Source organism: Streptomyces azureus (genome assembly GCF_001270025.1).
GTDB lineage: Bacteria > Actinomycetota > Actinomycetes > Streptomycetales > Streptomycetaceae > Streptomyces > Streptomyces azureus.
In genome coordinates this window covers 19,288-39,104 of record NZ_DF968338.1, presented here as the reverse complement: position 1 = coordinate 39,104, position 19,817 = coordinate 19,288, and the positions used below count along the sequence as shown (strand labels likewise).

Below are 19,817 nucleotides of genomic sequence, written 5' to 3'. Positions count from 1 at the left end.
GCCCTGCCCCGCTCCCGCCGCCCATCACCCCGCCGCTGCCTCCCGCTGGTCGCTCGCCCGGTGCGCCAGGAGACTGGAGCCGTGCGCACTGCCAGAGCGACGGCCGCTGCCGTCACCGCCGTGATCGGAGTCGGCGCAGCCACCGTGGCCGCCGGGCGGTTGGCCAGCGACGCCGCACTCAAGGCGCCTCCTGGACGGCCCCTGCCCACGGAACCCCGGCTCACCGTGCACGGCACCGCCGCGGGGCGGATCAGCCTCACCCGGGACCTGGCCGCCCTGCGGCCCGGCCGCTACGGCCTGTCCGGCAATGGCTCCCACGCGGTCGTCGGCCCCGTCCTGGCCGACACCCCACACTCCGCCGACACCGTCGTGCGCCGCCTGGAGCGGGTCACGCACGGCACCCTGAAACCCGGCGACAAGGCCTGGCTCACCCCGAACGTGTACGTCGGCAACCCGAGCGCCGCCCTCGGCCTCGAACACGCAGACATCGACATCCCCGGCGAACTCGGCACCCTGCCCGCGTGGTTCGTGCCCGGAGCCCGGGACACCTGGGTGATCGCCGTGCACGGCCTCGGCACCACCCGGGAACTCGCCATGAACGTCATGGAGTTCCTGCACCGCAGCCACTTCCCGGTGCTCGCCCTCGCCTACCGCGGCGACCTCGGCGCCCCCCGCCCGCCCGACGGCCTGAACCACCTCGGCGAGACCGAGTGGCGCGACCTCGACGCGGCGATCCGCTACGCCGTGCGCTACGGCGCCCGGCAGGTCGTCCTGCACGGCTGGTCCACCGGCGCCACCATGGCTCTGCGCGCCGCCGCCCACTCGGGACTGCGCGACCGCGTCTGCGGGCTCGTCCTGGACTCCCCGGTGCTCAGCTGGGAGACCACCGTGCGCGCCCTCGCCGCGGCCCGCCGCACCCCGGGCGCACTGCTGCCCCTGGCGGTCCGCGCCGCACAGGGCCGCACCGGCCTGTACGGCGACCGCGTCGGGAGCACCGACCCCTCCGCCGGGCTGCGGGTCCCGGCGCTCGTCTTCCACGGACCCGACGACACGGTGGCCCCCTGGCAGCTCTCCCGCCGGCTCGCCGACGCCCGCCCCGACATGGTCGCCCTCCGCACCGTCGGCAACGCTCCCCACGGAGCGATGTGGAACGCCGACCCGCAGGGCTACGAGGAGGCGCTGCGGCGCTTCCTGACACCTCTCATGTGACCCCCTCCCTCGCACACCCCCCGTTCACGCCCCCTTCGCCCCGTCGCAACCACGTCCCGTCCCGCTCCCCACCGACCGGTCGTGATGATTCCGTTTAGTGTCGTACCACTGGCCTGTTCGCGGCCCTCGACCACTCGCGGAACCCCGTGCGTTGGCCATCCCCGTCGCCCCCCGTGACATTCCGTTTGGGTTTTCGGACCGTCAACCGGAAGACTGCCCTCGTGACGTCCCGTATCCCGCGCGACTCCAGGCTTCGACTCGTCCGCCCGCGACCCCTGGCCGCCGCCCCCAGAGCGATGAACCAGCGGCGCTCGCGCCGACCCGCACCGCGCCCCCCGGAGGGCACCCCGGCACCGGCGGAGCTGGCCAGAATGGCACGCTCAGGTCTCGCCGACGCGGCCCGCGTCGCCCGCTGGGCCGACACCGAGCTCGGCCCCGGCCGGGGCAGCGCCACCGCCGACGGCAAGGCCACCCTCTCCGCCGCGACCGCCGAACGGGCCGCCCGCGAGTTGGGTCTGACCCCGGATCAGGTCAGAGCCGACTGGGACACCGCCCGTCTCGCCGGTCTCGTCGAGGTGCACGGCGACAGCGCCCGCCCCGGCTGGCGGCTGCGTGCCTGGGACCGCGACGACAGCGCCGTACTGCGCGGCTGGGTCGCCCTCTTCGACGCCTGGTCGCTCGCTCGTCCGGAACCCGAGGACCACGAGCCCGCCGCCGTCGCCGAGGTCGTCTCGGCCATGCCGCAGGTGCTCTCGTTCCTCCAGCTGTCCGCCGGCCCCGTCCCCGTGGAGCAGCTCCTCGACCTCCTGGAGCAGCGCGTCACCGAACTGCGCACCGCACGCTGCGAGATCCCCTACGGGCCGCAGCCCGAGCCGCAGGCCGAACCGGCGCCCACCGACGCCCCGCTCGCCCCGCTCCTCGAATGGGCCCTGCGCGCCCTCGCCTCCGTCGGCGCCCTCACCTACGGCGACGGCCAGGCCACGCTCACCCCGCTCGGCAGCTGGGCCGTCTGGGTCAAGCTGGAGCAGATCTGCGTCGCCGCGCAGAGCCCCGCCGGGAACATCGAGCAGGCGGCCGAGGACATGCTCCGAGGCTGCGCCCAGCTGCGCCCGAACGCGGCCCGCGCCGAGTACCGGGCCTGGCTCGCCGCCCGTACCGTCGGCAGCGCCGTCACCGAACTCCTGACCGCCGCCCGAGGCGAGGACGCCCTGCTGCGCGGTCTCGCCTTCGAGGCGCTGCGCGTGGTCGGCGCCCCCGCCGAGCCGGACGTCCGCGCCGTGCTGGACGAGCCGACGCTCAGGCCGTACGCGCTGCTGTGGCTGGCCGAGCACGACGGGGCCGACCCCGAGGACGCCCACGAGGTCCTCACCCGGGAGGAGGCGACCTGGCTGTGGGTGGACACCGCGGCCGCCGTCGCGGACCACGGCGAGGCCCCGCTGCTCGTGCGCCACCTGGAGTCCGCCGTGCAGCCGACCGTCCCGATGCTGCTCGACGAGGTGCGGGCCGTGGGACACCCGCGGACCGTGCAGGTCCTGGTCGCCCTCGCCGCGGCCCACCCGGACCCGGCCCTGGCCAAGGCCGTACGCCGGGCCGCGTTCCAAGTGCACACCGGAGGCAGCTAGTACCCGCCGCCGTGGGCCGTCAGCCCGCTATGTCCGGTGCGTACGTCCCGAAACTCCACACGTTGCCCTCGAGGTCCCGGGCCATGTAGTCCCGCGAGCCGTAGTCCTGGTCCGTCGGGGGCATCAGGATCTCCGCGCCGTGTTCCACGGCGCGGCGGTGGTGTGCGTCCACGTCGTCCACGACGACGTACACCCCGGTCGTGCCCGCGCCCTTCATCGCCTTGTCGAAGACGCTGCCGGTGCCCTTGGTGCCGACCATCACCGCGCCGTTGCCCTGCACCAGCTCGGCGTGCATCACCGCGCCGTCCTCGCCCTCGAACACCGACAGCTCCGTGAAGCCGAAGGCCTCCGTGAGCTGCCGGATCGCCGCCTTCGCGTCGGCGTACAGCAGCGTCGGGTAGATGCTCGGACGCCCGCCGGACGTGCCTGCCATACCGATCACTCCCTTGTGTCCGGTCGCCGGAAATCCGATGGTCCGGTCCTGCTGCTCAGTCTCGCACTCACCACTGACAAAGCCCCGGCGAGACGAGACCGGCGAGACCAACCGAACACCCGCACGCAGAAAAAGTGGTTGCACCGCCCCGTTAGACTGTCCCCCATGGCCTTTCTCCTCGCGCATTAGACGGCGGGAACGTCCTCAGCCGCCCATCCCGCCCCCGTATCCGCCCTGGAGTCTGTCCGTGATCTCCGCCTCCGGTATCGAGCTGCGCGCCGGTGCCCGCGTCCTCATCGAAAACGCCACCTTCCGTGTCGCCAAGGGCGACCGCATCGGCCTCGTCGGTCGCAACGGCGCAGGGAAGACCACCCTCACCAAGTGCCTGGCGGGCGAGGGCATGCCCGCCGGCGGCACCATCACCCGCTCCGGCGAGGTCGGCTACCTCCCGCAGGACCCCCGCACCGGCGACCTCGACATCCTCGCCCGCGACCGCATCCTCTCCGCCCGCGGCCTGGACGTACTGATCCGCAAGATGCGCGAGAACGAACAGCGCATCGCCAACGGCCAGGGCAGCACCCGCGAGAAGGCGCTCAGGCAGTACGAGCGCCAGGAGACGGAGTTCCTCACCAAGGGCGGATACGCCGCCGAGGCCGAGGCCGCCACCATCGCCGCCGCGCTCAACCTGCCCGACCGGGTGCTCGGCCAGCCCCTGCACACGCTCTCCGGCGGTCAGCGCCGCCGTATCGAGCTGGCCCGGATCCTGTTCTCCGACGCGGACACGCTGCTGCTCGACGAGCCGACCAACCACCTCGACGCCGACTCGATCATCTGGCTGCGCGACTACCTCAAGACCTACCGCGGCGGCTTCATCGTGATCTCCCACGACGTCGACCTGGTCGAGACGGTCGTCAACAAGGTGTTCTACCTGGACGCCAACCGCGCCCAGATCGACGTCTACAACATGGGCTGGAAGCTCTACCAGCAGCAGCGCGAGGCCGACGAGAAGCGCCGCAAGCGCGAGCGGCAGAACGCCGAGAAGAAGGCCTCCGCGCTGCATTCTCAGGCCGACAAGATGCGGGCCAAGGCCACCAAGACCGTCGCCGCGCAGAACATGGCCCGCCGAGCGGACAAGCTGCTGGCCGGCCTGGAGGCCGAGCGGAAGTCCGACAAGGTCGCCAAGCTCCGCTTCCCCGAGCCCGCACCCTGCGGCAAGACCCCGCTGATGGCCGAGGGCCTGTCGAAGTCGTACGGCTCGCTGGAGATCTTCACCGACGTCGACCTGGCCATCGACAAGGGCAGCCGCGTCGTCATCCTCGGCCTCAACGGTGCCGGCAAGACCACCCTGCTGCGGCTGCTGGGCGGCGTCGAGCAGCCCGACACGGGCGCGGTCGTCCCCGGCCACGGCCTGAAGCTCGGCTACTACGCGCAGGAGCACGAGACCCTCGACCCGGAGCGCACGGTCCTGGAGAACATGCGCTCGGCCGCCCCAGACCTGGACCTGGTGGAGGTCCGCAAGACGCTCGGCTCGTTCCTGTTCTCCGGTGACGACGTCGACAAGCCCGCCGGTGTCCTCTCCGGCGGCGAGAAGACCCGCCTGGCGCTCGCCACCCTGGTCGTGTCCTCGGCGAACGTGCTGCTCCTCGACGAGCCGACCAACAACCTCGACCCGGCCAGCCGCGAGGAGATCCTCGGCGCGCTGCGCACGTACAAGGGCGCGGTCGTCCTCGTCACGCACGACGAGGGTGCCGTCGAGGCGCTCCAGCCGGAGCGGATCATCCTGCTGCCGGACGGCGTCGAGGACCTGTGGGGTGCCGACTACGCGGACCTCGTCGCCCTCGCTTGATCGAATGCGTGATCAACGGCGTATGGATCATTCGGCCTAGCGGTGATCCATCATCTGTGTGAGATCTCCTCGTACCGAGGTGTGTCCTACATCGATTTCGCGGCCGAGCCCCCGATTCTTCCGGGCTCGGCCGCTACGCCTTTCTGACCTGGCATTTTCCGTGGCAATCCGTTCGGGCGTACGGACGCCGCTCTTCGGAATTTCGTATTCCACTTGTGGGGACGCGCTCCCGTCGTCACAACCTTGTCTCACGGACCTTGCCGAATGGGTGGCCATCAGGGCCCGGAGGGGTGATCATGAGGAGACCAGAGCGCACTTCCCATGAGGAGGCACGGGTGGCCGAGACTCTGAAGAAGGGCAGCCGGGTGACCGGCGCCGCGCGCGACAAGCTCGCGGCAGACCTGAAGAAGAAGTACGACGCCGGTGCAAGCATCCGGGCGTTGGCCGAGGAGACCGGCCGCTCGTATGGCTTCGTGCACCGCATGCTCAGTGAGTCGGGCGTCACGCTGCGAGGGCGTGGCGGGGCGACGCGGGGTAAAAAGGCCACGGCCTGACTCCGGGTGGCCCCTTCGGCTTCGATGGTGGCCACCCGGTCGGTCGGCTGATCGGCCGGGTGGTTACTGTGCAGTCACTTAGCTGACCGCACACATCGGAGGCGTCCCATGGCTTCGCCCGACAAGGACCTCGTTCCCGTACTCGACAAGGACGGCGTACGGCTCACCGTCGACGACGCGATCGCCACGGTGACGCTGACCAACCCGGCCAAGCGCAACGCGCAGAGCCCCGCTCTGTGGCGGGCGCTGAGCGAGGCCGGGCGGCAGCTGCCGGGCTCCGTCCGCGTCGTGGTGCTGCGGGCCGAGGGCAAGTCCTTCTCGGCCGGTCTCGACCGGCAGGCGTTCACGCCCGAGGGCTTCGACGGGGAACCGTCGTTCATCGACCTCGCGCGTGGGAGCGACGCCGCGCTGGACGCGACCATCGCCGAGTACCAGGAGGCGTTCACCTGGTGGCGGCGCAGCGACGTCGTCTCCGTCGCCGCCGTCCAGGGGCACGCCATCGGGGCGGGCTTCCAGCTCGCCCTCGCCTGCGATCTGCGCGTCGTCGCGGACGACGTGCAGTTCGCCATGCGCGAGACCAGCCTCGGACTCGTGCCCGATCTGACGGGCACGCATCCGCTGGTGGGACTCGTCGGATACGCCCGCGCGCTGGAGATCTGCGTGACCGGGCGCTTCGTCACGGCCGAGGAAGCCGTGAGCACCGGGCTGGCCAACGTGGCCGTGCCTGCCGACCAACTCGACGACACGGTCCGCGACCTCGCGTCGGCCGTGCTCGCCGCGCCCCGCGACGCGGTCATCGAGACCAAGGCACTGCTGCGCGGCGCGCAGGACCGCACCTACGAGGACCAGCGCGGCGCGGAACGCCAGGCTCAGGCACGTCGTCTGCGGGACCTCGCGGGCATCGGGGACTGAGCCGGGCGGCTTCCCGGCGTCACCAGGGGAGTTGCCGTCGGCTGAGCGGTGCCCGCGCCCCATGGCGGGTGCTGCCCGGTCGGCTGTTCCTGCGTCGGGGAGCCATGGTCGGCTGTGCGGTGCCCGCGACCCACGGCGGGCGCCGCTCCTCAGCCGATCCCGCTCACCAGGACCGCCACTGTCGGGTGGTCCGACAGCGCCGTCCGCACCGCTGTGCGGACTTCGCGCGCCACGTCCCGGGACCGGTGGTCCTCGCGCACCGCGATTTCCAGCCGGACATGGCGGTGCGACAGCGCGGCCCCGCCCGGAAGTTCTTCGATGTGCACCGGGTGGCCCAGCGCGCCGGTCAGGTGAAGCACGCCCGGGACCTTGAGAGCGGCGGCGGCGACGCGGCCCTCGTCGTCGCCCTCGGCCCGCGCGGCACGCGGCGGCTCGGGGAGAGGCGCGGCGGGTCCAGGTGGTTCCGCCTCCTCGTCCAGCAGGCCCGTCACGCGCAGATCCACCTCCGTCACCGTCAGACCGAGCCGCTGCGTCGCGGCCGTTGCCAGCGTGGCCCGCAGCAGGGACGCCGTCGTCGGCAGCGGCTGCGAGGCCGTGGCCGCGAACTCCGCCGTGACCCGCAGCGGTCCGGGCGGCAGAGCGCTCGGCGGGGCCGGCACGGCCGGGCTCCCGGTATCCGCCGGATCGGCGAGCGCCACACGGAGCGCTTCGAGGCGCACGCCCGGAGCGTCCCTTGCCGCGTGCCGCAGCACCACCTCGGCCGCCCGCTCGGCGATCCACGCGCCGTCCCGCGCATCACCCAGCGGCAGGAGCCTGCCGAGTCCCAGTTGATGTCTCACTGCCTGCGTCCACCGATCGGCCGTCATTCCTCCAGCCTGCCGCATCAAAGGCGCATAACCACGCAACCATGCTTACGGTGGTCGAAGGACGACAACCGAAAAGGACGTACGGCGATGACTGACATGACCGAGAACCGGGGCGGGGAGACGGAGACGTCGGCGGCACGCAGGAGTCCGCTGACCAAGCGTGGCGGGGGAGACCCCGGCTCCCGGGGGCGTACGACCATCGCGGACGGGGTCGTGGAGAAGATCGCCGGGCTCGCCGCACGCGATGTGGATGGCGTGCACGCCATGGGCAGCGGCATGTCCCGCACCTTCGGAGCCGTGCGCGACCGCGTGCCCGGCGGCGCGAAGTCGGTGTCCCGCGGTGTGAAGGTCGAGGTCGGCGAGGTGCAGGCCGCCCTCGACCTGGAGATCGTGGTCGTCTACGGCGTGTCGATCGCCGATGTGGCCCGGGACGTACGGGAGAACGTCATCACGGCCGTCGAGCGGATGACGGGTCTGGAGGTCGTCGAGGTCAACATCGCGGTGAGCGACGTGAAGCTGCCGGACGAGGAGGAAGAGGAACCGGAGCGCCGGATCCAGTGAGGCACCTGCCACCGGAAAACGCAGCTACTGAAGAGCTGAGGAGCGCAGCATGAGCATGGCCGTCGTCGGCATGATCGCCGGCATGGCACTGGGATTCGCCGGGTATTTCGGCGGATTCGGCGCCTTCCTGCTGGTGGCGGCGCTGGGCGCCGTCGGTTTCGTCGTCGGCCGATTCCTGGAGGGGGACATGGAATTCGGCGACTTCTTCCGTCCCCGTGAGCGGCGGCGGTGACGACCGTGAGCGCGGGGGCCGGTGAGCTCGACAGACCCCTGACCGTCGTCCCCGCGGGCGAGCGGGGCGCGACCCGGATCGCCGACCGGGTCGTCGCGAAGATCGCCTCCCAGGCGGCCCGCGAGGCCGTCGGGACGCTGCCGCCCGGCGCCGGCAGGCCGTCCGCCACCGTCGTGGTCCACCGTGAGGTCGCGCACGTCCGTGTGCACGTCGAGCTCGACTACCCCTGCGACGTCGGCGCGCGCTGCCGCCAGGTGCGTCGTCAAGTCGTCGAGCGGCTAGGCGCCCTGGTGGGCATGCAGGTGCCGGAGGTCGTCGTACAGGTGGAGCGGCTGCACCTGGTCGCCGGGCCCGGCGCGGTACAGGGGAGGACGCGATGAGCGAACCCCAAGGCACCGGACCGACCGAGCCCGAGGGCACCACACAGCGCCTGCCGGTCCTCGACAAGTCGCAGACCGGCACCGGACCCGACCGGTCCGCGTCGGTGGCCGAGGACGGAACGCCGCCCGCACTCGACGGCGAGGGCGGCCGCGAAGGCCGCTTCTGGTCGGCACGCCGGGTCCCGGCAGGCATCGTCGCCCTGCTGCTCCTGGGACTCGCCGGGCTGTTCCTCTACGACATCGCGTCCGTACGCGCCGACCGGCCCGTCATGAGCTGGCGCCGGGAGCTGGCCCGGCAGCTCGCCGAACGGCCCCTCGACGACATCTGGGTGCTCATCGGGGCCGGGGTCGCCGCCGCCCTCGGGCTCTGGCTGCTGGTCCTGGCCGTAACACCCGGCCTGCGTGACGTGCTCCCGATGCGGCGTACGCACGCCGACGTACGCGCAGGACTGGACCGGGATGCCGCCGCGACGGCGTTGCGCGACCGGGCCATGGAGGTGGCCGGCGTGCAGTCGGCACGGGTGCGGGTGCGCCGGAGGCGGGCGCGCGTCCGCGCCATGTCGCACTTCCGTGAACTGGACGACGTTCGAACCGACTTGGACGCCGTGCTCACCGAAGCGGTCCGCGGACTGGGACTCTCCCGGCCGCCCGCGCTGTCGGTGCGCGTCCGGCGGCCCGGCCGGAAGGAGTGACAGCGATGCTCAGGTTCGTCAACCGCGTGTTCCTCGGGCTCGTGGGCCTCGTCCTGCTGGTACTGGGCGGCTCCGTACTGGCCGTCGGCCTCGGCGCTCCGGCACCCTCGTGGTGGATCCACGACAGCCGCCACGACATGCTGCTGACCAACGCCGAACGCACCCGCTGGCGGGACGACGGCTGGTGGTGGCCGGCCGTCATCGCCGTGCTCGCCGTTCTGATGCTGCTGGCCCTGTGCTGGCTGGTCGCGGTACTCCGCCGACGCCGCCTCGCCGAGGTCCTCGTGGACACCGGCGACGGCGAGGGTGCCCTGCTGCGCGGCCGGGCCCTGGAGAACGTCCTCACCGAGGAGGCGTCCCGGGTCGACGGGGTCGACCGGGCCCATGCCCACCTGACGGGCCGCCGCAGCGCTCCCGGTGCCCATGTACGGCTCGCACTGGAGCCGCACGTGGACCCGGGCACGGCCCTGCACGACCTGACGACCGGCGCCCTGACCCACGCCAGAACATCGGCGGACCTTGCGTCACTGCCGGCGGAGGTACGGCTGCGGGGGGTCAAGCACCGTGCGGGGAGAGTGAGCTGACTGACTTCTGGCCGCACCCGGCGCTCAGAACCCGTGCCGCGCCCCACCGTCCACCGGCACCATGACCCCGGTCAGATAAGAAGCCGCCGGAGACAGCAGGAAAGCCGCCACCCGGCCGAACTCCTCGGGCGCCCCGTACCGCCGCAACGGAATGCGCGACTCCGACGCCGCCCGGGTAGCCTCGGGATCCGCCGACAACGCGTCCAGCTCGCGCACGCGATCCGTGTCGATGCGCCCGGGAAGCACGCCGACCACCCGGATCCCCCGCGGTCCGAGTTCGTCGGACAGCGACTTGGCGAACCCGGCCAGCCCCGGCCGCAGCCCGTTCGAGATCGTCAGCCCCGGAATCGGCTCGTACACCGACCCGGACAGCACGAACCCGATGACACCCCCGGCCTCCAACTCGGCCGACGCGGCACGGGCCAGCCGCACCGCGCCGAGGAACACCGATTCGAACGCCGCCTGCCACTGCTCGTCCGTGTTGTCCGAGACGAACCCGGCCGGAGGCCCGCCCACGCTGACGAGGACACCGTTGAAGCGGCCGAAGTGCTCCCGCGCGGCCCCGATCAGCATGGCCGGCGCGTCGGGGTCGGCGTTGTCGACGGCCACCCCGACCGCGTTCGGGCCCAGTGCGGCCGCCGCGTCGGCGACGCTCTTCTCGTCCCGCCCCGAGACGACCACCTTCGCACCGTCGGCGACGAGCTCGCGCGCGGTGGCGTTGCCGAGGCCCCGCGTGGCCCCGGTGACGACGTACACCCGGTCTTTCAGTCCAAGATCCATGGTCCCTATCCTGCCCCGTCCTCACCGAACAGGGCCATGGCGGTGTTCACCAGGCCGATGTGGCTGAACGCCTGCGGGAAGTTGCCGAGCTGCCGGCCGGTCACCGGGTCGAACTCCTCGGACAGCAGCCCGACGTCGTTGGTGAGTCCCGCCAGCCGCTCGAACAGCTCCCGGGCCTCCTTCGTACGGCCCGTCATGTGCAGGGCGTCCGCGAGCCAGAACGAGCACACCAGGAAGGTGCCCTCGGAGCCGGGCAGTCCGTCGATCTCCGCCTGGTCCGAGTCGGCGGTGCTGTAGCGGCGCAGGAAGCCGCCGTGGTCCAGCTCCTTGCGGACCGCGTCGATGGTGCCGAGCACCCGTGGATCGTCCGGCGGCAGGAAACCGACGCGCGGGATGAGCAGCAGCGCGGCGTCCAGTTCGCGCGAGCCGTAGGACTGCGTGAAGGTGTTGCGTTCGGGGTCGTAGCCCTTGTCGCACACCTCGCGGTGCACCTCGTCGCGCAGCGCGCGCCACCCGTCCAGGTCGCCGTCCAGCTCCGGATGGCGCTCCAGGGTGCGCACGGCACGGTCGGCGGCGACCCACACCATCACCTTCGAGTGCACGAACTGGCGTCGGCCGCCGCGCACCTCCCACAGCCCCTCGTCCGGCTGCCGCCAGTTGTCCCGCAGGAAGTCCATCAGAGCCGTCTGCAGCGCCCACACGTCCGGCTGGGCGGACAGGCCCGAGATGCGGGCCAGCGACAGGGAGTCCATCACCTCGCCGTAGACGTCCAGCTGAAGCTGTTTCACGGCGTCGTTCCCGATGCGTACGGGGGCGGACCCCGCGAAGCCGGACAGCCACGGCAGCTCGAACTCGGGCAGCCGTCGCTCGCCCGCCAGGCCGTACATGATCTGGAGGTCCGCCGGGTCGCCCGCGACCGCGCGCAGCAGCCAGTTCCGCCACGCCTCGGCCTCCTCCTGGTAGCCCGCCGACAGCAGCGCGCCCAGGGTGAGGGTGGAGTCGCGCAGCCAGCAGTACCGGTAGTCCCAGTTGCGCACCCCGCCCAGCTCCTCGGGCAGTGAGGTGGTGGCGGCGGCGACGATGCCGCCGGTCGGGGCGTAGGTGAGCGCCTTGAGGGTGATCAGGGAGCGGACGACGGCGTCACGGTACGGTCCGTCGTAGCGGCAGCGCGACGCCCAGGCCCGCCAGTCCTCGACGCTGTGGCGCAGCGCCTCGTACGGGTCGACGAGCGGCGGACGCTCCTCGTGGGAGGGGTGCCAGGTGAGGACGAACGCGACCTTCTCGCCCTTCCTGACCGTGACCTCCGCGTGCGTCCCGAAGTCCTCGCCCCAGCTGCGCACCTCCGGTTCGCTGCGCAGCCAGGTCGAGTCGGGGCCGGCGACGGCGACGCGGTGGCCGTCGACCCGGCGTACCCAGGGGATGATCGAGCCGTAGTCGAAGCGCAGCTTGAGGACGCTGTGGAGCGTCACCTCGCCGTCCAGGCCCTCGACGACGCGTACGAGGTCGGGGGCGCGGTCGCGCTGGGGCATCAGGTCGGTGACCCGGACCGCTCCATGTTCGGTCTCCCACTCGGTGTCCAGGACGAGGGTGTCGCGGCGGTAGGCGCGCCGGGTGCACCGGTCCGCCCCCACGGGGGCGATGCGCCAGTAGCCGTTGTCCTCGTCGCCGAGCAGCCTGGCGAAGCAGGCGGCCGAGTCGAAGCGGGGCAGGCAGAGCCAGTCGACGGATCCGTCCGTGCCGACCAGGGCAGCGGTCTGTTCGTCGCCGATGAGTGCGTAGTCCTCGATGCTCGGGTACACGGAGTGCGGGTTCCCGGCAAGTCGGCGCGGCAATCAGGGCAGGGGCCGCGGGAGTGACGGGCCCGAGGCGGCCGGGGAGCCGGCGCCGGAGAAGATGACACCGGGGTCCGACGGTGCCTGGTTGAGCACCCACAGGCCGATCAGGGTCGCCAGGGCGAAGACGACCGCGACCAGGACGGCGAGCACGAGCCGCCGCCGGCGTTCGCGCCGCAGCCACTCGCCGCGTGCCGTACGGTACGCGTCCGGGTCGGGAAGCACCCCGCCTGCCAGAGCCTCGAGCGCCTCGCGCAGCTCACTCTCGGTGCGGCCGTGGCCGGGCCGGTCGGGACTGGTGCCACGCGACGGAGTCGCATCTCGATGCGTCATCGCCGGGCCTCCATCGCCTGGGTCAGGGCGGCGATGCCGCGTGCCGTGTGCGTCTTGACGGAACCGCCGGAGATGCCCATCGCGGCGGCTATCTCGCTCTCCTTCAGCCCGAGCCAGTGCCGCAGCACCAGCGCCTCGCGCTGCCGGGGCGGCAACTGCTGGAGTGCGTCGATGAGCACGCGCTGGTCGTCGCGCAGCAGCGCGGCGTGCTCCGCGGAGGCGACCGCCTCGTCCGGCGGGTTCGGCGGGTTCTCCTCGTGTCTGCGGGCGACTTGGAGGTGCCGTATCCGCATCCGTGTCAGATTGCAGACGGTGGAGCGCAGATACGCCTCCGCCGCGGCCGCGTCCCGCAGGCGCCGCCACTTGCGGTAGATCTGGTAGTACGCCTCGGCCACCACGTTCTCCGGGTCGTCCGCGCCGAGCAGGACGGCGAGGCGCAGCATCGACGAGTAGTGCACCTCGAAGAGGCGGGCGACGCCGGCCTCCCGCTCCACGTCGTCCGGATCGCTCACCGCGGGGGCGAGTGGCTCGGCCGGCGCGGCTGGTGCGGGGACCGGTGGCAGGGTGACCGGGATGTTCTGTCTGCGTCTCACGGAGTGTTCGCTCCCGTCTCCGGGCGCCGCCTGACGGTCAGGCGGGACGGCAGGTCTGTCGCGTCGGCGCCGCGCGGGACACCGAGGCGTGTCAGCGCCGCGGTGCCGGCCACCGCGACGGTCAGATTGAGCAGCAGGGCGGCGAGCCCGGCGTAGATCTCCAGCGGCCCGGCGCCGGTACCGAGCGGCACGATCGAGGAGAAACCCTCGCGCACCACCAGGTACGTCCCCGACGCCATGCCCACGGCCCACCCGGCGAGCAGTGCCCGCGGGTGCAGCCACCCGGTGAACAGCCCGACGGCGACCGCCGGGAAGATCTGCAGGATCCACACGCCGCCGAGCAACTGGAGGTTGATGGCGTCCTGGTCGCGCAGCCCGAACACGAACGCCACGGCCCCCACCTTCGCGGTGAGCGACACCGCCTTGGCGATGCGCACCTGCCGCTTCGGCGTGGCCGTGGGATGGACGTACTCGACGTACACGTTGCGGACGAAGCTCGTGGCGGCCGCGATGGACATCACGGCGGCCGGGACCAGCGCGCCGACGGTGATCGCGCCGAACACCAGTCCGGCCAGCGGTCCCGGCATCAGCCGGTCGACCAGCATCGGCACGGCGGCCTCGGCCCCGCCCTCGGGCGCCCGCACCCCGGCGGCGAGCGCCGCGATGCCGAGGAAACCGAAGAGCGCGAGCAGTGCCGTCCAGGCGGGCAGCGCCACGGTGGCCCTGCGTACGGTGCGCGGACTGTCGGCGGCGAACCCGGCGGTGAGCACGTGCGGGTACATCAGCAGCGCGAGCGCCGAGCCCAGCGCGAGGGTGGCGTAGGCGGGCTGCTGCTCGGGGGAGAGCAGCAGGGCGGAGCCGGCCGTGTCCGTCCCGGACAGCCGCCGCGCCGCTCCCTCGAACACCGCGCCCGGGCCGCCGAGCCGCTCCAGGACCAGCCAGCACACGGCCGTGAGCGAGACGAACACGGCCACCGCCTTGAGCGCCGAGATCACCGTCGGCGCGCGCAGCCCGTGCCGGTACGTGGCCACGGCCAGCCCCGCGAACAGCGCCACCATCACCAGGTCGCCGGCCGCTCCCCGGGGATAGAGGCCCCCGGCCGTGAGCACGGCCCGTAGGCCGAGCAGCTGCAGCGCCAGATACGGCATCGTCGCGAGGATCCCGGTCAGCGCCACCACGAGCGCCAGCGGCGGTGAACCGTACCGCCCGCGCACGAAGTCGGCAGCGGTGACGTACCCGTGGCGGCGGGCCACCGACCACAGACGGGTCAGCAGGACGAAGGCGAGCGGACAGACGATCACCGTGTACGGCACCGCGAAGAACGCCGGCGCGCCGTTGCCGTACGCCAGTCCGGGGACGGCGGTGAACGTGTACGCGGTGAAGATCGTGCCGCCCAGCAGCAGCCAGGTCCACCCGGGCCCGAGGCTGCGGTCGGCGAGCGCCCAGCCCTCCAGGGACGGCAACCGGTCGACGGGGCGCAGACGGCGCGCGGTGACGGCGAGCAGCGACGCTCCGCCGATCACGGCGAGGAACGTCGTGGTCATGGCGCCATCCGCCATGGGTCACCGTCCTTGGTGTGCCTGAACCCTCGCCTGCTGGTTGCGCGGGCGGCCGGTTCGGAGGACAGAGGAAGAAAGAAAACCGGCGGGAAATCTTCTGGAAATCCGCTGTCAACCGTTCTCGGCGGAAGCGCAACTCTTGCACAGACCCACAGCGAACGGGAGAGGAGCACAGGTCATGGCACGGACCGGCCATCCACGGCTACGACGCGTAGCCGTCGCCCTCCTGCTGCTCGCTCCCGCCGCGGGACTGCTGTGGGTCCCCTGGTACGCCGGTGCGAGCCCACGGCTGGCGGGAACGCCGTTCTTCTACTGGTACCAGCTCGCCTGGGTGCCGGGGTGCGGCCTCTGCCTGCTCGCGGCCTACGCGCTGACACGTCACGACGACCGTCACGGCCCCTGATCGCGCCGCCAACCGCCCGCACCACTTCGTACCCGCTCGTATCGCTCCGCAACGCTCCGGAACCCCTCGCACCACCCAACACACCGCTCCAGGTGAGGAGTCGCCATGTCCACGTCAGCCAGGCCCGGATCCGCTCTGCCGGCGCCGGGGGGGCCACCGCCCCGGCGGTCCCGCATGACCGCCAGGTCGATCCTCATATGGACCGCCGTCGCCCTCGTCGGCGCGGTCGGCTGGGGTGTCCTCGCGCTCTCCCGCGGCGAGGAGATCTCCGCCGTGTGGCTGGTGATGGCGGCCCTCGGCTCGTACGCCATCGCCTACCGCTTCTACTCGCGGTTCATCGCCCGCCGGGTCCTGGAGGTCGACGACACCCGCGCCACCCCGGCCGAGCGGCTGGAGGACGGTGTCGACTACCACCCGACCGACCGCCGGGTGCTGTTCGGCCACCACTTCGCGGCCATCGCCGGCGCCGGTCCGCTGGTGGGTCCGGTGCTGGCCGCGCAGATGGGCTATCTGCCGGGCACGATCTGGATCGTCGTGGGCGTGATCTTCGCCGGCGCGGTCCAGGACATGATCGTCCTCTTCCTCTCCATGCGACGGGACGGCAAGAGCCTCGGCCAGATGGCCCGGGACGAGATCGGCAGGGTGGGCGGTGCGGCGGCACTGATCGGTGTCTTCGCCATCATGATCATCCTGCTCGCGGTGCTGGCCATGGTCGTCGTCAACGCGCTGGCCGAGTCGGCCTGGGGCACCTTCTCGGTCACCATGACCATCCCCATCGCCCTCTTCATGGGCTTCTACCTGCGCTACCTGCGGCCGGGACAGGTCGTGGAGACCAGTGTCATCGGCGTGGTACTGCTGCTGCTCGCCATCCTCGGCGGCGGCTGGATCCAGGACTCGTCGATGGCGGCGTACTTCGTCTGGAGCCCCGAGACCCTGGTCTTCTGCCTGATCGGCTACGGCTTCGTCGCCTCCGTGCTCCCCGTGTGGATGCTGTTGGCCCCCCGTGACTACCTGTCGACCTTCATGAAGGTCGGCACCATCGCCCTGATGGCCGTCGGCGTGGTGATCGCCGCCCCGACCCTCAAGGCCGAGCCGGTGACGGAGTTCGCCTCGACCGGCGCCGGACCGGTGTTCGCCGGAGGGCTCTTCCCGTTCCTCTTCATCACCATCGCCTGCGGCGCCCTGTCCGGCTTCCACGCCCTGGTCTCCTCCGGCACCACGCCGAAGCTGATCCAGAAGGAGTCCCAGGTCCGGGTGATCGGGTACGGCTCCATGCTCACGGAGTCCTTCGTCGCCGTCATGGCGCTGATCGCCGCCTGCGTCCTGGAACCGGGCTTGTTCTACGCGATGAACTCCCCGGCCGCGCTGCTCGGTCCGACGGTGGAGACCGCGTCGGAAGCGGTGAAGAACCTCGGCTTCAGCATCACGCCGGACCAGCTCGCCGCGGCGGCCAAGGCCGTCGAGGAGCACACCCTGGTCGGCCGCTCCGGTGGCGCGCCCACCCTGGCCGTCGGCATGTCGGAGATCTTCGCCGGGGTGTTCGGCGGTGCCGGGATGAAGGCCTTCTGGTACCACTTCGCCATCATGTTCGAGGCCCTGTTCATCCTGACCACGGTGGACGCGGGCACCCGCGTGGGCCGCTTCATGCTCCAGGACATGCTGGGCAACGTCTGGAAGCCGATCGGCCGGGTCACCTGGAAGCCGGGCATCTGGATCACCAGCGCCCTGGTCGTCGGCGCCTGGGGTTACTTCCTGTACGCCGGTGTCACCGACCCGCTCGGCGGCATCAAGCAGCTCTTCCCGCTGTTCGGCATCGCCAACCAGTTGCTGGCCGCGGTCGCCCTGGCCGTCACCACGACCATGCTCATCAAGGCGGGCAAACTGCGCTGGGCGTGGGTGACCGGCATCCCGCTGGCCTGGGACGTGGCCGTCACCTTCACCGCCGGCTGGCAGAAGATCTTCTCGGACGACCCGAAGATCGGCTTCTTCGCCCAGCGGGACGTCTACGCGGACGCCATCGACGCCGGCAAGCTGCTGCCGGGCGCCACGAACATGGACGACATGCACACCATCGTCCTCAACAACACCGTCGACGGCGTGATCATGGCGGTCTTCCTGCTGCTGGTCCTCATCGTCCTGGTCAACTGCGCGGTGGTGTGCCTCCGCGCAGTGCGCGCCACCGAGCCCCTGCCGACGACCGAGGCCCCGTACGTCCCCTCCCGCATCGATGTCCCCGAGCAGCGGAACACCGAGCCGCTGGTGGGGGCGGGTCCGTGAGCACCGTGCGGAAGATGCTGGACGCCGTGCTCTGGTACGCGCGAGAGCTGACCGGCGAGACGGAGTACGACCGCTATTGCGAGCGGCACCGGCGCCACCACCCGCACGCTCCGGTGCCGACCCGACGCGAATACCAGCGGATGCGCACCACGCAGCGCGAGTGCGAGGCGCCCGGCCGCTGCTGCTGATCCCGCGCGACGGCATCCGCCGCGCGGTTCCCGGGCGCGCGACGGCATCCGCCGCGTGGTTCCCCGGCCGCGCGGCGGGCGTGTCCCTCCCCAGCCCTGACGGCACGCCCGCCGCGCGGCCCACCTCGTCCTGCTCCGCTCCACCTTCGCCGAGACCGAGATGCTCAGACGCCGCCCTTCCCTGCTGATCCGCCCCGAACTCGACGACGACCTCCTGCACGCGACCCTCGCCGAACTGCGGCCGGCCCTCCAACTGCACGGGCTCGGCGCGGGCAGCAGCCGTCCCGTCTGGGAGCCGGCCGCCCGGCTGCTGCGCGCCACAGGATGGGACTGGGACCGCAGAGCACACCGGGTGTCGGTCCTCGCCCGGAACATTCCGGCCGCGATCCCCGAGCGCTGGGTGGCCGACCGGCCCGGGCACGGCGACGCCCTGCTGCTGTCCGCCTGCGCCGCGGTGGCCCGGGTCCCGGTCGGTGACCCTGCCGCCGTACGCCAGGCCGAACAGGCGTGCCTGCGTGCCGCCGACGCCTGCCCCGGGGATCCGACGCCCTGGCTGGCCCTGTTCTCGCTGATGCGCGCCTGCGCCGTACCGGTCCGTGACGCCGTGCCCGTGTGGACCGAGGCTGTCAACCGCGCGCCGTGGCACCGTGGCGCCTACCACCAGATGCTGGGCTATCTGTCGCCGCGCGGCCACGGCACGCTCTCCGACATGCTGGACTTCGCCTGGCAGAGCGCGGTCCAGGCCCCGCACGGCTCGCCGCTCGCCGTGCTGCCGGTGGCGGCCCGCGTGGAGCTCGGCGCCCACCGCCAGGGCCTGACGGGCCTCGCCGCCATCGGCGCGAGCGGTCACTGGAACGAGCTCCGGGCGGCCGAGGAGCTCGACCGGGCCCTGTCCGGCTGGTTCCACACCGCCGTCGCGCCCCATGCCGAAGCGATGACCGACCTCAACCTTCTCGCCTTCGCCCTGACCCGCGCCCACCGCCCGGCCGAGGCCGCACTCGTCCTGCGGCGCGTCGGCCGCCACATGACACGCCATCCGTGGGACCTGCTGCCCGAGCCGGAACGGGCCTTCCTCTACTGGCGGGACGGCGCGGCCGGCTGACAACGACCAAGACCAGGACCGACGGCGTCACGCCGTGGCCGGCTGCGACTCCCTGTCCTGCGCCGTCGCGGCGGCCGCCGCCTGCGCCCGGTCCCGGGCCTCGCGGCGGGCCAGGATCACCCAGCCGACCGGGACGGCGGCTGAGAACAGCCACCACTGGACGGCGTACGCGTAGTTCAGCGCCGCGTCCTCCTTGCCGGGATCGCCGAGCAGCTCGGGGGTGTCGCCGTTGGGCTCGGGAGCCGTCTGCGCGATGTAGCCGCCGAGCACCCGCGCGTCCAGGCGCCGGGCCTGCTGCTCGCTGTTGATCAGCATGATCTGCCGGTCCGGCAGGCCCTTGAGGTTCTTGATCCCGCTCGCCGCGGTCGTCTCACTCGGCATCAGCCGCCCCTTGACGGTCACCTCGCCGCTCGGCGGTGCGGGGACCTTCGGGAACGTGGTCTGGCTCGGGCCGTCCGAGGGGATCCAGCCCCGGTTGACCAGCAGAACCTTGCCGTCGTCGAGGACGAACGGGGTCAGGACGTGGTAGCCGACCTCGTCGTCGGAGTTGGTGCGGCGACGGACGACGACCTCGTCCTCCGTGTCGAAGCGGCCCTTCGCGGTCACGGTCCGGTACCGCTCGGCGCTGGTGACGGTGTGCCCGGGTGCGGTCAGCTGCTCCACGGGGACCGGCTCGGCCGCCAGCGCGTCGGTGACCAGCTGGTTCCGGGCGGTGCGCTCCTCGTAGCGGTGCATCTGCCATATGCCCAGCCTGATCATCGTGGGGATGAGAAGCAGGGCGATCAATGTGAGGATCACCCACTGCCGGGACATCAGGAAGCGGTACACCCCACGACCGTACAACTCGGTCGTGGGGTGC

The 19,817-nt window shown here is 72.1% G+C and carries 22 protein-coding genes; 14 read left to right on the top strand and 8 right to left on the bottom strand.

Features of this window, described 5'->3' with window-relative positions:
• The first annotated feature begins 81 nt into the window (after positions 1-81).
• Together AOQ53_RS25840 and AOQ53_RS25835 are read left to right on the top strand one after the other, a co-directional pair.
• Entirely contained in the window at positions 82-1,209 is a 1,128-nt protein-coding gene (locus tag AOQ53_RS25840; RefSeq protein WP_059420836.1) for an alpha/beta hydrolase, read from the top strand.
• A gap of 221 nt (positions 1,210-1,430) precedes the next feature.
• Positions 1,431-2,831 (top strand): hypothetical protein, encoded by a 1,401-nt coding sequence (locus AOQ53_RS25835; protein WP_174523350.1) that lies wholly within the window; start codon positions 1,431-1,433, stop codon positions 2,829-2,831.
• Positions 2,832-2,850: 19 nt separating this feature from the next.
• Here the strand turns inward: AOQ53_RS25835 and AOQ53_RS25830 are convergent, their stop codons facing one another.
• Positions 2,851-3,264 carry a VOC family protein gene (locus AOQ53_RS25830; RefSeq protein ID WP_059420834.1) on the bottom strand — a complete coding sequence of 138 codons (414 nt, stop codon included), beginning with the start codon at positions 3,262-3,264 and terminating at the stop codon, positions 2,851-2,853.
• A 247-nt stretch (positions 3,265-3,511) separates the two neighbouring features.
• On the opposite strand from AOQ53_RS25830, the gene AOQ53_RS25825 reads away from it, so the two are divergent.
• The 3 genes from AOQ53_RS25825 (at position 3,512) to AOQ53_RS25815 (ending at position 6,576) form a co-directional block, all read left to right on the top strand.
• Positions 3,512-5,110 (top strand): ABC-F family ATP-binding cassette domain-containing protein, encoded by a 1,599-nt coding sequence (locus AOQ53_RS25825; RefSeq protein WP_059420833.1) that lies wholly within the window; start codon positions 3,512-3,514, stop codon positions 5,108-5,110.
• A gap of 335 nt (positions 5,111-5,445) precedes the next feature.
• Positions 5,446-5,664: a helix-turn-helix domain-containing protein gene (locus tag AOQ53_RS25820; protein WP_010037790.1), complete on the top strand. Its 219-nt coding sequence runs from the start codon at positions 5,446-5,448 to the stop codon at positions 5,662-5,664.
• 108 nt (positions 5,665-5,772) lie between these two features.
• A complete protein-coding gene (locus AOQ53_RS25815) occupies positions 5,773-6,576 on the top strand; it encodes an enoyl-CoA hydratase/isomerase family protein (protein WP_059420831.1) in 804 nt (267 codons plus the stop codon).
• A 149-nt stretch (positions 6,577-6,725) separates the two neighbouring features.
• Here AOQ53_RS25815 and AOQ53_RS25810 read toward each other — a convergent pair whose 3' ends face one another.
• A complete protein-coding gene (locus AOQ53_RS25810; protein ID WP_059420829.1) occupies positions 6,726-7,442 on the bottom strand; it encodes a hypothetical protein in 717 nt (238 codons plus the stop codon).
• 87 nt (positions 7,443-7,529) lie between these two features.
• On the opposite strand from AOQ53_RS25810, the gene AOQ53_RS25805 reads away from it, so the two are divergent.
• From AOQ53_RS25805 to amaP, 5 genes are read left to right on the top strand one after another with little or no spacing between them, the layout of a single operon-like run.
• The gene (locus AOQ53_RS25805) at positions 7,530-8,003 is read left to right on the top strand and encodes an Asp23/Gls24 family envelope stress response protein (protein ID WP_059420828.1); all 474 of its coding nucleotides are present in this window, start codon (positions 7,530-7,532) and stop codon (positions 8,001-8,003) included.
• Between the two features lie 49 nt (positions 8,004-8,052).
• Positions 8,053-8,235, top strand: coding sequence for a hypothetical protein (locus AOQ53_RS25800; protein ID WP_059420827.1), 183 nt, complete (start codon positions 8,053-8,055; stop codon positions 8,233-8,235).
• The gene (locus AOQ53_RS25795) at positions 8,232-8,615 is read left to right on the top strand and encodes an Asp23/Gls24 family envelope stress response protein (RefSeq protein WP_059420825.1); all 384 of its coding nucleotides are present in this window, start codon (positions 8,232-8,234) and stop codon (positions 8,613-8,615) included. The genes AOQ53_RS25800 and AOQ53_RS25795 overlap by 4 nt, the downstream gene beginning before the upstream one ends.
• Positions 8,612-9,307: a DUF6286 domain-containing protein gene (locus AOQ53_RS25790; protein ID WP_059420822.1), complete on the top strand. Its 696-nt coding sequence runs from the start codon at positions 8,612-8,614 to the stop codon at positions 9,305-9,307. The genes AOQ53_RS25795 and AOQ53_RS25790 overlap by 4 nt, the downstream gene beginning before the upstream one ends.
• Positions 9,308-9,312: 5 nt before the next feature.
• Positions 9,313-9,891 (top strand): alkaline shock response membrane anchor protein AmaP, encoded by a 579-nt coding sequence (amaP, locus tag AOQ53_RS25785; protein WP_408055187.1) that lies wholly within the window; start codon positions 9,313-9,315, stop codon positions 9,889-9,891.
• A 24-nt stretch (positions 9,892-9,915) separates the two neighbouring features.
• Here the strand turns inward: amaP and AOQ53_RS25780 are convergent, their stop codons facing one another.
• The 5 genes from AOQ53_RS25780 to AOQ53_RS25760 are packed head-to-tail and all read right to left on the bottom strand — an operon-like array spanning position 9,916 to position 14,988.
• Complete coding sequence (locus tag AOQ53_RS25780; protein WP_059420818.1) at positions 9,916-10,671, bottom strand: SDR family oxidoreductase; 756 nt, start codon at positions 10,669-10,671, stop codon at positions 9,916-9,918.
• Positions 10,672-10,676: 5 nt separating this feature from the next.
• Positions 10,677-12,470 carry a glycoside hydrolase family 15 protein gene (locus tag AOQ53_RS25775; RefSeq protein WP_059420816.1) on the bottom strand — a complete coding sequence of 598 codons (1,794 nt, stop codon included), beginning with the start codon at positions 12,468-12,470 and terminating at the stop codon, positions 10,677-10,679.
• 33 nt (positions 12,471-12,503) lie between these two features.
• A complete protein-coding gene (locus tag AOQ53_RS25770; protein WP_059420815.1) occupies positions 12,504-12,836 on the bottom strand; it encodes a hypothetical protein in 333 nt (110 codons plus the stop codon).
• Entirely contained in the window at positions 12,833-13,429 is a 597-nt protein-coding gene (locus tag AOQ53_RS25765) for a sigma-70 family RNA polymerase sigma factor (protein ID WP_059420814.1), read from the bottom strand. Before AOQ53_RS25765 ends, AOQ53_RS25770 begins: the two co-directional genes overlap by 4 nt.
• On the bottom strand, positions 13,426-14,988 hold the full coding sequence (locus AOQ53_RS25760; protein ID WP_059420813.1) for a sodium:solute symporter family protein: 1,563 nt from the start codon (positions 14,986-14,988) through the stop codon (positions 13,426-13,428). The genes AOQ53_RS25765 and AOQ53_RS25760 overlap by 4 nt, the downstream gene beginning before the upstream one ends.
• 178 nt (positions 14,989-15,166) lie before the next feature.
• Between AOQ53_RS25760 and AOQ53_RS25755 the strand changes: the two genes are divergently transcribed.
• The 4 genes from AOQ53_RS25755 to AOQ53_RS25740 all read left to right on the top strand — a co-directional run bounded on the left by AOQ53_RS25755 (position 15,167) and on the right by AOQ53_RS25740 (position 18,958).
• Positions 15,167-15,391 (top strand): DUF3311 domain-containing protein, encoded by a 225-nt coding sequence (locus AOQ53_RS25755; RefSeq protein WP_059420811.1) that lies wholly within the window; start codon positions 15,167-15,169, stop codon positions 15,389-15,391.
• A gap of 174 nt (positions 15,392-15,565) precedes the next feature.
• Positions 15,566-17,668, top strand: coding sequence for a carbon starvation CstA family protein (locus AOQ53_RS25750; RefSeq protein WP_148640380.1), 2,103 nt, complete (start codon positions 15,566-15,568; stop codon positions 17,666-17,668).
• Positions 17,669-17,682: 14 nt separating this feature from the next.
• Positions 17,683-17,856: a YbdD/YjiX family protein gene (locus AOQ53_RS25745; protein WP_078945501.1), complete on the top strand. Its 174-nt coding sequence runs from the start codon at positions 17,683-17,685 to the stop codon at positions 17,854-17,856.
• A 160-nt stretch (positions 17,857-18,016) separates the two neighbouring features.
• The gene (locus AOQ53_RS25740) at positions 18,017-18,958 is read left to right on the top strand and encodes a hypothetical protein (RefSeq protein ID WP_059420807.1); all 942 of its coding nucleotides are present in this window, start codon (positions 18,017-18,019) and stop codon (positions 18,956-18,958) included.
• 27 nt (positions 18,959-18,985) lie between these two features.
• Here the strand turns inward: AOQ53_RS25740 and AOQ53_RS25735 are convergent, their stop codons facing one another.
• Positions 18,986-19,786: an SURF1 family cytochrome oxidase biogenesis protein gene (locus tag AOQ53_RS25735; protein WP_174523349.1), complete on the bottom strand. Its 801-nt coding sequence runs from the start codon at positions 19,784-19,786 to the stop codon at positions 18,986-18,988.
• Positions 19,787-19,817: the final 31 nt, after the last annotated feature.